The organism is Kosakonia sp. LAM2021 (assembly GCF_016620385.1).
Classification (GTDB): domain Bacteria; phylum Pseudomonadota; class Gammaproteobacteria; order Enterobacterales; family Enterobacteriaceae; genus Kosakonia; species Kosakonia sacchari.
Map to the genome: position 1 here is coordinate 147,673 of NZ_JAENHT010000001.1, position 13,491 is coordinate 161,163.

Annotated in this window: 12 protein-coding genes and 1 pseudogene; 10 read left to right on the forward strand and 3 right to left on the reverse strand. The window is 55.2% G+C overall.

Going from position 1 to position 13,491, the window contains the following annotated elements; translation table 11 throughout:
- Positions 1 to 12: 12 nt before the first annotated feature.
- Entirely contained in the window at positions 13 to 963 is a 951-nt protein-coding gene (gene tal / locus JKP81_RS00655) for a transaldolase (RefSeq protein ID WP_200550216.1), read from the reverse strand.
- 280 nt (positions 964 to 1,243) lie between these two features.
- On the opposite strand from tal, the gene maeB reads away from it, so the two are divergent.
- A complete protein-coding gene (gene maeB / locus JKP81_RS00660) occupies positions 1,244 to 3,523 on the forward strand; it encodes an NADP-dependent oxaloacetate-decarboxylating malate dehydrogenase (RefSeq protein ID WP_200550217.1) in 2,280 nt (759 codons plus the stop codon).
- 498 nt (positions 3,524 to 4,021) lie between these two features.
- Here maeB and hemF read toward each other — a convergent pair whose 3' ends face one another.
- Both hemF and amiA read right to left on the reverse strand, forming a co-directional pair.
- On the reverse strand, positions 4,022 to 4,924 hold the full coding sequence (gene hemF, locus JKP81_RS00665) for an oxygen-dependent coproporphyrinogen oxidase (protein ID WP_200550218.1): 903 nt from the start codon (positions 4,922 to 4,924) through the stop codon (positions 4,022 to 4,024).
- Positions 4,921 to 5,796 (reverse strand): N-acetylmuramoyl-L-alanine amidase AmiA, encoded by an 876-nt coding sequence (gene amiA / locus JKP81_RS00670; RefSeq protein WP_175273331.1) that lies wholly within the window; start codon positions 5,794 to 5,796, stop codon positions 4,921 to 4,923. The genes hemF and amiA overlap by 4 nt, the downstream gene beginning before the upstream one ends.
- Positions 5,797 to 6,009: 213 nt before the next feature.
- On the opposite strand from amiA, the gene JKP81_RS00675 reads away from it, so the two are divergent.
- From JKP81_RS00675 to cysM, 9 genes and pseudogenes are all read left to right on the forward strand, one after another.
- Positions 6,010 to 6,435 (forward strand): GNAT family acetyltransferase, encoded by a 426-nt coding sequence (locus JKP81_RS00675; protein ID WP_131406597.1) that lies wholly within the window; start codon positions 6,010 to 6,012, stop codon positions 6,433 to 6,435.
- Positions 6,422 to 6,873: pseudogene (locus tag JKP81_RS00680) on the forward strand (DUF2919 domain-containing protein). The gene JKP81_RS00675 and the pseudogene JKP81_RS00680 overlap by 14 nt, the downstream one beginning before the upstream one ends.
- Positions 6,874 to 6,933: 60 nt before the next feature.
- The gene (locus tag JKP81_RS00685; RefSeq protein WP_200550219.1) at positions 6,934 to 7,509 is read left to right on the forward strand and encodes an RpoE-regulated lipoprotein; all 576 of its coding nucleotides are present in this window, start codon (positions 6,934 to 6,936) and stop codon (positions 7,507 to 7,509) included.
- 92 nt (positions 7,510 to 7,601) lie between these two features.
- Positions 7,602 to 8,501, forward strand: coding sequence for a Dyp-type peroxidase (locus JKP81_RS00690; RefSeq protein WP_200550220.1), 900 nt, complete (start codon positions 7,602 to 7,604; stop codon positions 8,499 to 8,501).
- A 163-nt stretch (positions 8,502 to 8,664) separates the two neighbouring features.
- Positions 8,665 to 9,681: a sulfate ABC transporter substrate-binding protein gene (locus JKP81_RS00695; protein ID WP_020454656.1), complete on the forward strand. Its 1,017-nt coding sequence runs from the start codon at positions 8,665 to 8,667 to the stop codon at positions 9,679 to 9,681.
- Entirely contained in the window at positions 9,681 to 10,511 is an 831-nt protein-coding gene (gene cysT / locus JKP81_RS00700; RefSeq protein ID WP_017458920.1) for a sulfate/thiosulfate ABC transporter permease CysT, read from the forward strand. Before JKP81_RS00695 ends, cysT begins: the two co-directional genes overlap by 1 nt.
- Positions 10,511 to 11,386, forward strand: coding sequence for a sulfate/thiosulfate ABC transporter permease CysW (gene cysW, locus JKP81_RS00705; protein ID WP_200550221.1), 876 nt, complete (start codon positions 10,511 to 10,513; stop codon positions 11,384 to 11,386). The genes cysT and cysW overlap by 1 nt, the downstream gene beginning before the upstream one ends.
- Positions 11,376 to 12,470, forward strand: a complete 1,095-nt coding sequence (cysA, locus tag JKP81_RS00710; RefSeq protein ID WP_200550222.1) for a sulfate/thiosulfate ABC transporter ATP-binding protein CysA — start codon at positions 11,376 to 11,378, stop codon at positions 12,468 to 12,470. The genes cysW and cysA overlap by 11 nt, the downstream gene beginning before the upstream one ends.
- A gap of 101 nt (positions 12,471 to 12,571) precedes the next feature.
- Complete coding sequence (cysM, locus tag JKP81_RS00715) at positions 12,572 to 13,483, forward strand: cysteine synthase CysM (protein ID WP_200550223.1); 912 nt, start codon at positions 12,572 to 12,574, stop codon at positions 13,481 to 13,483.
- Positions 13,484 to 13,491 lie beyond the last annotated feature (8 nt).

Sequence of the window (13,491 nt, forward strand, 5' to 3'; positions counted from 1 at the left end):
CCATGGCAAAGGTTAAAGTTTAGCGGCGAGCAGATCTTCAAGGCTGCGCTGATCGACGGCGAACTGACGGATCCCGTCGGCCAGCTTATCAACGGCCATCGGATCCTGGTTATGCTCCCAACGGAATTCAGCTTCTGTTAACGGTTCCGGGCGATGGAAGGTTTGGCGCGACGGCACCAGCTTGCGCTCAACAATGCCTTCCTGTGCTTGTAGCTCTTTCAGCAGTGCCGGAGAGATAGTCAGGCGGTCGCAGCCCGCCAGCGCGAGGATCTGCTCGGTGCGGCGGAAACTGGCACCCATCACGATGGTTTGATAGCGATGTTGTTTGTAGTAGTCGTAGATATTGCGCACCGACTTCACGCCAGGATCTTCATCCACCACATACGGGTCGAGCGGTTTGCGATCGTTATACCAGTCGTAAATGCGACCAACGAAAGGCGAAATCAAAAACACACCCGCTTCGGCGCAGGCACGCGCCTGGGCAAACGAGAACAGCAGCGTCAGGTTGCAGTTGATGCCCTCTTTTTCCAGCTCTTCCGCCGCGCGAATGCCTTCCCAGGTCGACGCCAGTTTGATGAGAATGCGTGACTTATCGATGCCTTGATCTTTGTACAGCGCGACCAGTTGACGCGCTTTGGCGATACTTTTCTCTTTGTCGTAAGATAGGCGGGCGTCAACTTCGGTGGAGACGCGTCCCGGAATGCTTTTCAGAATTTCCGCACCAAAATTGACCGCCAGTTTGTCGCTGGCTTCTGCCACTTGCTGCTCCTGGGTTTTACCACGCGCTTTGCCGTAGGCGATGGCATCATCAATCAGATGTGAGAAGTGCGCCAGCCCGGCTGCCTTCAGCAGCAGGGAAGGGTTGGTGGTGGCATCTTCCGGCTGATAGTGGCGAATGGATTCGATGTCGCCGCTGTCGGCCACCACGGTAGTGAATTGTTTGAGGCCGTCTAAGTGATTCATGAAAAATAACTCCTTTAAAAGCAATGGATTACTGGAGTGCTTTCTGTCGCACTTTTGTGAGGATGAGAGGTGCATAACAAAAAAGCATAGCAGACGCGCCCGCGCCCTGCGTTTTGCGGCACGTAACAAAGTTGCGATAAATTGATAACAATTTTGTTTATGTCATGGCGAGATTTTGGCTATGTTCAAAGTTTATGCGGGCGACAGAGGCCATACTATGCGGCGCATTGGGATAGACATCGCACGTTTCACTCTGAAAACAACGTGAAAGGAACCTCAAATGGACGACCAACTAAAACAAAGTGCCCTCGATTTTCACGAATTCCCCCGTCCGGGGAAGATTCAGGTCTCCCCGACAAAACCGCTGGCAACACAGCGAGACCTCGCGCTGGCCTACTCCCCCGGCGTCGCCGCGCCTTGTCTTGAGATCGAAAAAGATCCGCTGGCGGCCTACAAATACACCGCGCGCGGCAATCTGGTCGCCGTGGTATCCAACGGTACTGCGGTACTCGGCCTTGGCAATATTGGCGCACTGGCCGGTAAACCCGTCATGGAAGGCAAAGGCGTACTGTTCAAAAAATTCGCCGGGATCGATGTGTTTGATATCGAAGTGGATGAACATGATCCGGACAAACTGATTGATGTCGTCGCCGCGCTGGAACCGACTTTTGGCGGCATCAATCTGGAAGACATCAAAGCGCCGGAGTGCTTCTACATTGAAGCGAAGCTGCGCGAACGCATGAATATTCCGGTATTTCACGACGATCAGCACGGTACGGCGATTATCAGCACCGCCGCTATTCTCAACGGTCTGCGCGTGGTCGAGAAGAATCTCTCCGATGTGCGCATGGTGGTTTCCGGCGCGGGCGCAGCGGCGATCGCCTGTATGAACCTGCTGGTGGCGCTTGGTATGCAGAAACACAATATTGTGGTCTGCGATTCGAAAGGCGTTATCTACAAAGGCCGCGAGCCGAACATGGCGGAAACCAAAGCCGCTTATGCCGTTGACGATGACGGCAAACGCACGCTGGCGGATGTGGTTGCCGGTTCGGACATCTTCCTTGGCTGTTCCGGGCCGAAAGTGCTGACCCCGGAGATGGTAAAAGGCATGGCGCGCCAGCCGTTGATCCTTGCGCTGGCGAACCCGGAACCGGAAATTCTGCCGGATCTGGCGAAAGCGGTGCGCCCGGACGCCATCATCTGCACAGGGCGTTCCGATTACCCGAATCAGGTGAACAACGTGCTCTGCTTCCCGTTTATCTTCCGTGGCGCGCTGGATGTTGGTGCGACGGCGATTAACGAAGAGATGAAACTGGCGGCGGTCAACGCCATCGCGGAACTGGCGCACGCTGAGCAGAGTGAGGTGGTGGCTTCGGCCTATGGCGATCAGGATCTCAGCTTCGGCCCGGATTACCTGATCCCGAAACCGTTCGATCCGCGCCTGATTGTCAAAATCGCGCCTGCTGTGGCAAAAGCCGCCATGGATTCCGGTGTGGCAACGAGACCGATTGCCGATTTCGATGCTTATGTCGATAAGCTCACTGAATTTGTCTACAAAACCAATTTGTTCATGAAGCCGATCTTCTCGCAGGCGCGTAACGCACCGAAACGCGTGGTGCTGGCAGAAGGTGAGGAGCCGCGTGTGCTGCATGCCACGCAGGAACTGGTGACGTTAGGGCTGGCAAAACCGATCCTGATTGGTCGCCCGAGCGTGATTGAGATGCGTATTCAGAAACTCGGTTTGCAAATTCGCCCGGATGTGGATTTTGAAATTGTCAATAACGAGTCCGATCCACGCTTTAAAGAGTACTGGATGGAGTACTTCAACATTATGAAACGCCGCGGCGTGACGCAGGAGCAGGCGCAGCGCGCGGTGATCGGCAATACCACCATTATTGGCGCGATCATGGTGCATCGTGGCGAAGCGGACGCGCTGATTTGCGGCACCATCGGCGATTACCACGAGCACTTCAGTGTGCTGCAGCCGATCTTCGGCTATCGCGACAACGTCCATACCGCAGGGGCGATGAACGCACTGCTGCTGCCGAGCGGCAACACCTTTATCGCCGATACTTACGTCAATGAGGATCCGAGCGCGGAAGAACTGGCGGAGATTACTATTCTGGCGGCGGAAACCGTGCGCCGTTTCGGCATTGAACCGCGTGTTGCGCTGCTTTCGCATTCGCAGTTTGGTTCATCGAACGCGCCTGCGGCGGTGAAAATGCGCGATACGTTAGCGCTGGTGCGTGAACGCGCGCCGGAGTTAATGATTGATGGCGAAATGCACGGTGACGCGGCGCTGGATGAGACTATCCGCCATGAACGTATGCCGGATAGCCCGCTGAAAGGGGCGGCGAATATCCTGATTATGCCGAACGTTGAAGCGGCGCGAATCAGCTATAACCTGCTGCGCGTGTCCAGTTCTGAAGGAGTGACTGTCGGGCCGGTACTGATGGGCGTGGCGAAACCGGTGCATGTGCTGACGCCGATTGCCTCGGTGCGGCGTATCGTCAATATGGTTGCGCTGGCGGTGGTCGAGGCGCAAACGCAGCCGTTGTAATGTTTGTGTCTGCGAACCGTCGATAATCGGATTGTCGCGTGTTGGTCGTGTTTTTGAAGGAAGCCGCTCGTTATTTCTGCCCGGGCTGAATTCAATCGCGATGGGTTGAGTGCCGCTGACATCGGCGAACCGAAGAGTGAGTGACAAGGTCTGGGTGCCATGGATGGCGGCCAGAGGCGAATCGAGCCACAGACAAAATTGCCGGGAGCCATTTTGAACAGCGCCTGCGCTGGCCCTGAAGGGACGAGTCTCAGGGATGGGACGAGTAATCGCGAGTTGAGCCGACCGCAGACAAGCACTCGGTAGGTGAGCGTAGTGCGAAGCACCGATTTATCGCACAGACGCGGGCATTGAAAAGGGGAGCGCGGCAGCTCCCCTTGTCCCATTCACATGCAGCGATGTTTCAGAAACTGTTGAACATCTGCTGAATGGAACAATACCTCATCAGTGACATATCCGTTGAATAGCGCTCTTTATCCGGCCTGAGAATTAAAGAAATTAAACCCAGTCTCTGACTTTTATAAACTCGCTGAGGGCAGCTTCCGGGCTGCCTTCGGCGGGTTGATAATTGTATTCCCAGCGCACCAGCGGCGGCATCGACATCAGAATGGATTCAGTGCGCCCGCCGGTTTGTAAGCCAAACAGCGTGCCGCGATCCCACACCAGATTGAACTCCACATACCGACCGCGACGGTAAAGCTGGAAATCGCGTTCACGCTCGCCATAAGGCGTAGCTTTGCGGCGTTCAACGATCGGCATATAAGCCTCGAGATAGCCGTTGCCCACCGCCTGCATAAAGCGAAAGCAGTGATCGAAATCTGGCGTATTGAGATCGTCGAAAAACAGCCCACCGATACCGCGTTGTTCGTCACGGTGTTTAAGGTAGAAGTAATCGTCGCACCACTTTTTATAACGTGGATACACCTCTTCGCCGAACGGCAAACAGATATCGCGCGCTGTGCGGTGCCAGTGGCGAGCATCCTCTTCAAAACCGTAGTAGGGCGTTAAATCAAAGCCGCCGCCAAACCACCACACCGGTTCCGCACCGGGTTTTTCGGCGATAAAAAAGCGCACATTGGCATGGCTGGTGGGCACATACGGATTACGCGGGTGAACCACCAGCGAAACGCCCATTGCTTCGAAACTGCGACCTGCCAGCTCCGGGCGGTGCGCGGTGGCTGAAGCGGGCATTGCGTCGCCGTGGACGTGCGAAAAATTGACGCCCGCTTGTTCAAACACGCCGCCATCACGCAGCACACGGCTGCGCCCGCCGCCACCTGCCGTACGCGTCCACGCATCTTCAATAAATGCGCCGCCATCAATGGCGCTCAGCTGGTCACAGATCTTGTCCTGCAAATTCAGCAGGGCGTTTTTAACCGGGTGAATATCAGGCGTGGTCATCCGCGTCTCTTCGTATGGGCTTTGTGATTATCAAACCAGCTAAAGTAGCTGAGTACGCCATCGGCAATGGCGCTGGCTATTTTCTGGCGAAACGCCGCCGTTCCGAGCAGCTTCTCTTCTGCCGGGTTGGTGATAAACGAGGTTTCCACCAGCACGGACGGTATCGAAGGCGATTTTAGCACCACAAATGCAGCCTGTTCTGTGTTACGGCTATGCAGGCGGTGTACCGGTTTGATCTGCTTGAGAATATGCGAGCCGAGCGTCAGGCTGTTTTTAATGGTGTCGGTTTGCACCAAATCGAACAGCACCTGCTGGAGCAGGTGATCTTTATCTCTGGCTTTTTTCCCGGCCAGATCGTCGGCGGCGTTTTCTTTATCCGACAGATACTTGGCCATTGCGCTACTGGCCCCGCGATTGGAAAGAGCAAACACCGACGCGCCCGCAGCGCTTGGGTTGGTGAAACCATCGGCGTGGATCGACATAAACAGATCGGCACCGTGCTGGTGGGCAATCTCTACGCGATCATAAAGCGGAATAAATTTATCGCCGGTGCGCGTCAGGCGCGCATCAATTCCCTGCGCACGCAACTGGGCGCGGACGGTTTTGGCGATCGCCAGTACCACGTGTTTCTCTTGCGAACCGTTATGTCCAATCGCGCCGGTATCAATACCACCGTGGCCCGGATCAAGCATCACAATGCGTTTTGCGCCAGCTTTCTTTGCTTTCGGCTTGCTGTGCCCGGTGGTGGTTTTGAGTGGTGTCTCGTCCTTAGCGATAGCACGAGACATGCCCGTTAATGTCAGGGCGGCCAGGCCTGCTTTCAGCACCTGACGACGCGAGGTAAGTGTTTTTAAAGGTTTAAAGGTGCTCATACGCCTGAATTGTCTTATTCGTGGTCCCTGGTGTTATAGCGTATCGTGTTTGCCGTTACGACTATCCGTGCGAACTAATGTTTTACTTTTCATTTCAATACGTGACAGAGTGACATTATGCCAAATTTCAGCGCCGAAGATGCCGGATATTGGCGACAGCGGCGCTTAGGGCCATAATCTACGTTTACACAGCTGAAAATGACGGGGAATACCATGGAGATACGCGTTTTTCGCCAGGAAGATTTCGAAGAAGTGATCACCTTGTGGGAGCGTTGTGAGCTGTTGCGACCATGGAACGATCCGGAAATGGATATTGAGCGCAAAGTGAATCACGATGTGAGCCTGTTTCTGGTCGCCGAAGTCGGCGGTGAAGTAGTCGGCACGGTGATGGGCGGTTATGACGGTCATCGCGGTTCAGCTTATTACCTCGGCGTTCATCCTGAGTTTCGCGGGCGCGGCATCGCTAACGCCTTGCTGAACCGGCTGGAGAAAAAATTGATTGCCCGTGGTTGCCCGAAAATCAACCTGATGGTGCGGGAAGATAACGAGATGGTTATCGGCATGTATGAGCGCCTCGGTTATGAACATATGGATTCGGCCAGTCTGGGCAAGCGTTTGATTGAAGATGAAGAGTACTGAGATTTATCCCGCCGATTACGACAGTCATGGTCGCCTGAAACTCCCTTTTTTGTTCTGGTGCGTGTTGCTGCTCCAGAGGCGCGCACTTGGGGGCTGTTTGTTATTGCCGGTGCATCGCGCGGGCAGGGCGACGCATTGCTCGCACTGTTTTACCCCGATCACGATGATTTCTGGCTGGGCTTGCTGCCGGGTATGCCGGCGGCCCTGACCTTTTTACTGAGCGGTCGCCGCGAACATTTTCCCCGCCTGTGGCGCGCCCTCTACCCGCTGGTATTGCTGGCGCAACTGGCGTTGCTGGTATGGCAACCCTGGCGCTGGTATACCGGCGAGGCGCTTTCCGGCGTTGGGCTGTTTCTGGTTATTGCCGATCTTTTCGCGCTGTGGTGGCTGGCGGCAAACCGGCGTCTTCGGGCCTGTTTTTCCCTTGCTCAACATTGAACGGCACTTTTTTCACTTCCGGGACTCCAACAGGCGTTCTATGAATAAAAGGAATGAAGCATGAAATCCCTGCGTACACTTATTTGCGTTCTGCCGCTGGCGTTAACCGGCTGCTCGACGCTGGCTTCCGTCAACTGGTCGGCGGCCTATCCGTGGAACTGGTTTGGTTCATCTGTCGAGGTGAGCGACAACGGAGTGGGTAACATCACCGCCAGCACGCCACTAAACGAGCAGGCAATTCAGGACGCGCTGGGTGGCGATTACCATCTGCGTAGCGGTATGAAGACGGAAAAAGGCGGCATCGTTCGTTATTTTGAAGCGCTAAAAGACGACAAACTGGCGCTGGTGGTGAACGGAGAAAACGGTGCGGTCAGTCGTATTGATGTGCTCGATAGTAATATTGCCACGGATAAAGGGGTAAAAATCGGCGCACCGTTCAATTCGCTGTTTGATAAAGCTTTCGGTAATTGCGTGAAAGGCGCGGGCGATGACAGCGTGGGCGTCGAGTGTAAAGCGCCGGGTAGCCAGCATATCAGCTACGTATTTACCGGCCAGTGGAGCGGCCCGGAAGGGTTGATGCCGTCCGATGATGCGCTGAAAAACTGGAAAGTTAGCAAGCTTATCTGGCGCCGTTAATTTGATCTTAACTCGCTGCTGCTGCGGGAAAAACAGGTACAATACCGCGATTATCGCCACGGTTTCGTGGCCTGTTTTTTCCAGGAGGAGTCATGTCCCAGGTTCAAAGCGGCATTTTGCCAGAACATTGCCGTGCGGCGATTTGGATTGAAGCCAACGTAAAAGGGGACACCGATGCCCTGCGCGTGGCGAGCCGCGTATTCGCCGATAAGCTGGCGACCTTTCAACTGCAATTCCCCGATGCGGCGCTGGGCGCGACCATTGCCTTTGGCAACAAGACCTGGCGCGCGCTGAACGGTGCTGAAGGCGCAGACGAGCTAAAAGATTTTCCGTCGTATGGCAAAGGCCTGGCACCCGCAACACAGCGAGATCTGCTGATCCACATTCTTTCTCTGCGCCACGATGTGAATTTCTCTGTCGCTCAGGCCGCGCTGGCGGCGTTCGGCGACGCGATCGAGGTTAAAGAAGAGACACACGGTTTCCGCTGGGTCGAAGAGCGCGATTTGAGTGGCTTTATCGACGGTACGGAAAACCCGGCTGGCGATGAGAAACGCCGCGAGGTTGCCATTATTCAGGATGGTGTGGACGCCGGTGGCAGCTACGTAATGGTGCAGCGTTGGGAGCATAACCTCAAGCAGCTTAACCGCATGAGCGTGGGCGATCAGGAGATGATGATCGGTCGCACCAAAGAGGCCAATGAAGAGATCGACGGCGATGTACGCCCGGACACATCACACCTGACGCGTGTTGACCTGAAAGAGAACGGCAAAGGGCTGAAAATTGTCCGCCAGAGCCTGCCTTATGGAACCGCCAGCGGTACGCATGGGCTCTATTTCTGCACCTATTGCGCCCGTCTGTACAACATCGAGCAGCAACTGCTGAGCATGTTTGGCGATACCGACGGTAAGCGCGACGCGATGCTGCGTTTTACCCGCCCGGTGACCGGCGGCTACTACTTCGCCCCGTCGCTGGATAAGCTCTTGGCGCTGTAAACCACGCACCTCTGCCTGACCGGGGAAACCCGGTCACTACTCCCTTCTGCTTATATTCTTTTCTGATTCCAAATCACCAATTGGTATATAAAACCGTTACTGGTTTCACACTCGTTATAAATAAACTGAGTGACGAAATGTCATCAGCTTATAAGGGTGCGCAATGGCCGTTAACTTACTGAAAAAAGGATATCTGACGCTGGCAGCACTGACGCTGTGGGCCGCTCAGGCACAAGCGACGGAACTGCTTAACAGCTCTTATGATGTATCACGCGAGCTATTTGCGGCCCTTAACACGCCGTTCGAACAGCAATGGGCGAAAGATAACGGCGGTGACAAGCTGACCATTAAGCAATCTCACGCTGGCTCCTCAAAGCAGGCGCTGGCGATCCTGCAAGGGTTGAAAGCGGACGTTGTGACATATAACCAGGTCACCGATGTGCAGATCCTGCACGACAAAGGCAACTTGATCCCGGCGGACTGGCAGAGTCGTTTGCCGAATAACAGTTCGCCGTTCTACTCGACGATGGCGTTTCTGGTACGTAAAGGTAACCCGAAGAACATTCACGACTGGAACGATCTGGTGCGCAGCGACGTGAAGCTGATTTTCCCGAACCCGAAAACCTCCGGCAATGCGCGCTACACCTATCTGGCGGCATGGGGCGCAGCGGATCAAGCGGATGGCGGCGACAAAGCCAAAACCCAGCAGTTTATGACCCAGTTCCTTAAAAACGTTGAGGTGTTCGACACCGGCGGTCGCGGCGCGACAACCACCTTTGTTGAACGCGGGCTTGGCGATGTGCTGATCTCGTTTGAATCGGAAGTGAATAACATCCGCAAGCAATATGAAGCGCAAGGTTTTGAGGTTGTCGTACCGAAGGTCAACATCCTGGCTGAATTCCCGGTGGCGTGGGTGGATAAAAACGTGAAAGCCAACGGCACGGAAAAAGCGGCGAAAGCTTATCTCACCTGGCTTTACAGTCCACAGGCGCAAACCATCATTACTGATTATTACTATCGCGTGAACAACCCGGAAGTAATGGCAAAACTGAGCGATAAATTCCCGCAGACAGCGCTGTTCCGTGTAGAGGACAAGTTTGGTTCCTGGCCTGAAGTGATGAAAACCCATTTCGCCAGCGGTGGTGAACTGGACACGTTGCTGGCGGCGGGGCGTAAATGATGTTTGCAGGATCAAAACGTGTGCTGCCTGGCTTCGGTTTAAGCCTCGGCAGCAGCCTGTTTTTTGTTTGTCTGATACTGCTGTTGCCGCTGAGCGCGCTGGTGATGCAACTGGCGCAGATGAGCTGGGCGCAATACTGGGAGGTGGTCACTAATCCGCAGGTTGTGGCCGCCTATAAAGTCACGCTGATTGCTGCGTTTGTCGCCTCCGTTTTTAACGGCGTGTTTGGCTTGCTGATGGCGTGGATCCTCACGCGTTACCGCTTTCCGGGCCGTACACTGCTGGATGCGTTAATGGATCTCCCTTTTGCGTTGCCCACGGCCGTGGCGGGTCTGACGCTGGCCTCGCTGTTTTCGGTGAATGGCTTTTACGGCGAATGGTTAGCGAAGTTTGATATCAAAGTGACCTATACCTGGCTCGGTATTGCGGTGGCAATGGCGTTTACCAGCATTCCGTTTGTGGTACGCACCATCCAGCCGGTGCTGGAAGAGCTGGGGCCGGAATATGAAGAGGCGGCGGAAACCCTTGGCGCGACGCGCTGGCAAAGTTTTCGCAAAGTGGTGCTGCCGGAACTCTCTCCGGCGCTGATGGCGGGCGTCGCGTTGTCGTTTACCCGCAGCCTTGGCGAATTTGGCGCGGTGATCTTTATTGCCGGTAATATCGCCTGGAAGACCGAAGTCACCTCGCTGATGATTTTTGTACGCTTGCAGGAGTTTGATTACCCGGCGGCGAGCGCGATTGCCTCGGTGATCCTGGCGGCTTCTCTGCTATTGCTGTTTTCCATTAACACCTTGCAAAGCCGCTTTGGTCAGCGTGTGGTAGGTCACTAATGGCGGAAATAACTGAATTGAAACGCTATGACAAGCCTCAGGTGAACTGGGGCAAATGGTTTTTGATTGGCACGGGAGTGATTGTCTCGGCGGTTATCCTCGTCGTGCCGATGGTTTACATCTTCGTGCAGGCGTTTAGCAAAGGCCTGATGCCAGTTCTGCAAAACCTCGCGGACGCCGACATGCTGCATGCCATCTGGCTGACGGTGCTGATTGCGCTGATCTCGGTGCCGCTGAACCTGATATTTGGCACATTGCTGGCCTGGCTGGTGACGCGCTTTAACTTCCCCGGACGCCAGTTACTGTTGACGTTGCTGGATATTCCCTTTGCTGTTTCGCCGGTGGTCGCAGGTCTTATCTATCTGCTGTTTTATGGCTCGAACGGCCCGCTTGGCGGCTGGCTGGATGCGCATAATCTGCAAATTATGTTCGCCTGGCCGGGCATGGTGTTGGTTACCGTGTTTGTCACCTGTCCGTTTGTGGTGCGCGAACTGGTGCCGGTGATGTTAAGCCAGGGGAGTCAGGAGGACGAAGCAGCGATTCTGCTTGGCGCGTCCGGCTGGCAGATGTTCAAACGCGTGACGTTGCCGAATATTCGCTGGGCGCTATTGTACGGCGTAGTGCTCACCAACGCGCGGGCGATTGGCGAATTTGGCGCGGTGTCGGTGGTGTCCGGCTCTATCCGTGGTGAAACCCTGTCGCTACCGCTGCAAATTGAGTTACTGCAGCAGGATTACAACACCGTCGGTTCGTTTACCGCCGCGGCCCTGTTGACCTTGATGGCTATTTTGACGTTGTTTTTAAAGAGTGCGTTGCAGTGGCGTTTGAATAATCAGGAAAAACGCCAGCAACAGGAGGGAAATCATGAGCATTGAGATTGCCAATATTAAGAAGTCTTTTGGTCGCACCCAGGTGCTGAATGATATCTCTTTGGATATCCCTTCCGGCCAGATGGTGGCGCTGCTGGGGCCGTCCGGTTCCGGTAAAACAACGTTGCTGCGTATTATTGCTGGCCTTGAGCATCAGAGCAGCGGGCGTATTCGTTTTCACGGGACTGACGTCAGCCGTTTGCATGCGCGCGAGCGCCGCGTTGGTTTTGTATTCCAGCATTATGCGCTGTTTCGTCATATGACGGTGTTCGACAATATCGCTTTCGGCCTGACGGTGCTGCCGCGTCGAGAACGTCCTAATGCGGCGGCGATCAAAGCCAAAGTGACGCAACTGCTGGAAATGGTGCAGTTAGCACATCTGGCGGAACGCTTTCCGGCACAGCTTTCCGGCGGACAGAAACAGCGTGTGGCGCTGGCGCGTGCACTGGCGGTTGAGCCGCAAATTTTACTGCTGGATGAACCCTTCGGTGCGCTTGATGCGCAGGTGCGTAAAGAGCTGCGCCGCTGGTTGCGTCAGTTGCATGAAGAGCTGAAATTCACCAGCGTGTTCGTGACGCACGATCAGGAAGAGGCGACGGAAGTTGCCGATCGCGTCGTCGTGATGAGCCAGGGAAATATTGAACAGGCGGATGCGCCGGATCAGGTCTGGCGCGAACCCGCAACCCGCTTTGTACTGGAGTTTATGGGCGAGGTTAACCGCCTGAAAGGCACGGTGCGCGGCGGACAGTTCCATGTTGGCGCGCACCGCTGGCCTCTCGGTTATACCCCGGCTTACCAGGGAGATGTCGATCTGTTCCTGCGCCCGTGGGAAGTAGATGTCAGCCGCCGCACTAGCCTCGATTCTCCGCTGCCGGTACAGGTGCTGGAAGCCAGCCCGAAAGGCCATTACACCCAACTGGTTGTGCAGCCGCTGGGCTGGAACCCGGAACCGTTGACGGTGGTGATGCGTGATGAGCAACCTCCGCAGCGCGGTGAGCGTCTGTTTGTTGGCCTGCAACATGCCCGTTTATACAACGGGAATGAACGCATTGAGGCCCGCATGGAACTTGCTCTGGCAGATTCTGCCTGATAGCTTAAACAGACGTGGTTTCTGCCGGATAACGTACAGGTTTATCCGGCCTACAAGCCCGGTATGCATCTTGCGACCGGGTTTTTTATTGGACAGCGATTGTGAACACATTAGAACAAACCATTGGCAATACGCCGCTGGTCAAATTGCAACGCCTGACGCCGGATAACGGTAGTGAGATCTGGGTCAAGCTGGAAGGCAACAATCCGGCGGGATCGGTAAAAGACAGAGCGGCACTGTCGATGATTGTGCAGGCGGAAAAGCGCGGGGAGATTAAACCCGGCGACGTACTGATTGAAGCGACCAGCGGTAATACGGGTATCGCACTGGCGATGATCGCCGCGCTGAAAGGCTACCGCATGAAATTGCTGATGCCGGATAACATGAGCCAGGAACGGCGCGCCGCGATGCGCGCCTATGGTGCGGAGCTGATTCTGGTCAGCAAAGAGCAGGGCATGGAGGGCGCGCGCGATCTGGCGTTGGCCATGTCGGCGCGTGGTGAAGGTAAACTGCTCGATCAGTTTAACAACCCGGATAACCCCTACGCACATTACACCACCACCGGCCCGGAAATCTGGCGACAGACCAGCGGGCGAATCACGCATTTTGTCTCGAGTATGGGCACTACCGGCACTATTACCGGGGTATCGCGTTTTCTGCGTGAGCAGGATAAAAAAGTGACGATTGTCGGTTTGCAGCCGGAAGAGGGCAGCAGTATTCCTGGTATCCGCCGCTGGCCTGCTGAATATATGCCGGGGATTTTTAACGCGTCTCTGGTTGATGAGGTGCTGGATATCCATCAGCGCGAAGCGGAAAATACCATGCGCGCGCTGGCGGTGCAGGAAGGTGTTTTCTGCGGTGTCAGTTCCGGCGGAGCAGTAGCAGGAGCAATACGGGTGTCGAAAGCGAACCCGGGCGCGGTGATCGTCGCCATTATTTGCGATCGCGGCGATCGCTATCTTTCTACTGGCGTATTTGGTGAAGAGAGTTATTCGCAGGGCGCGGGGATTTAACCCGTTAA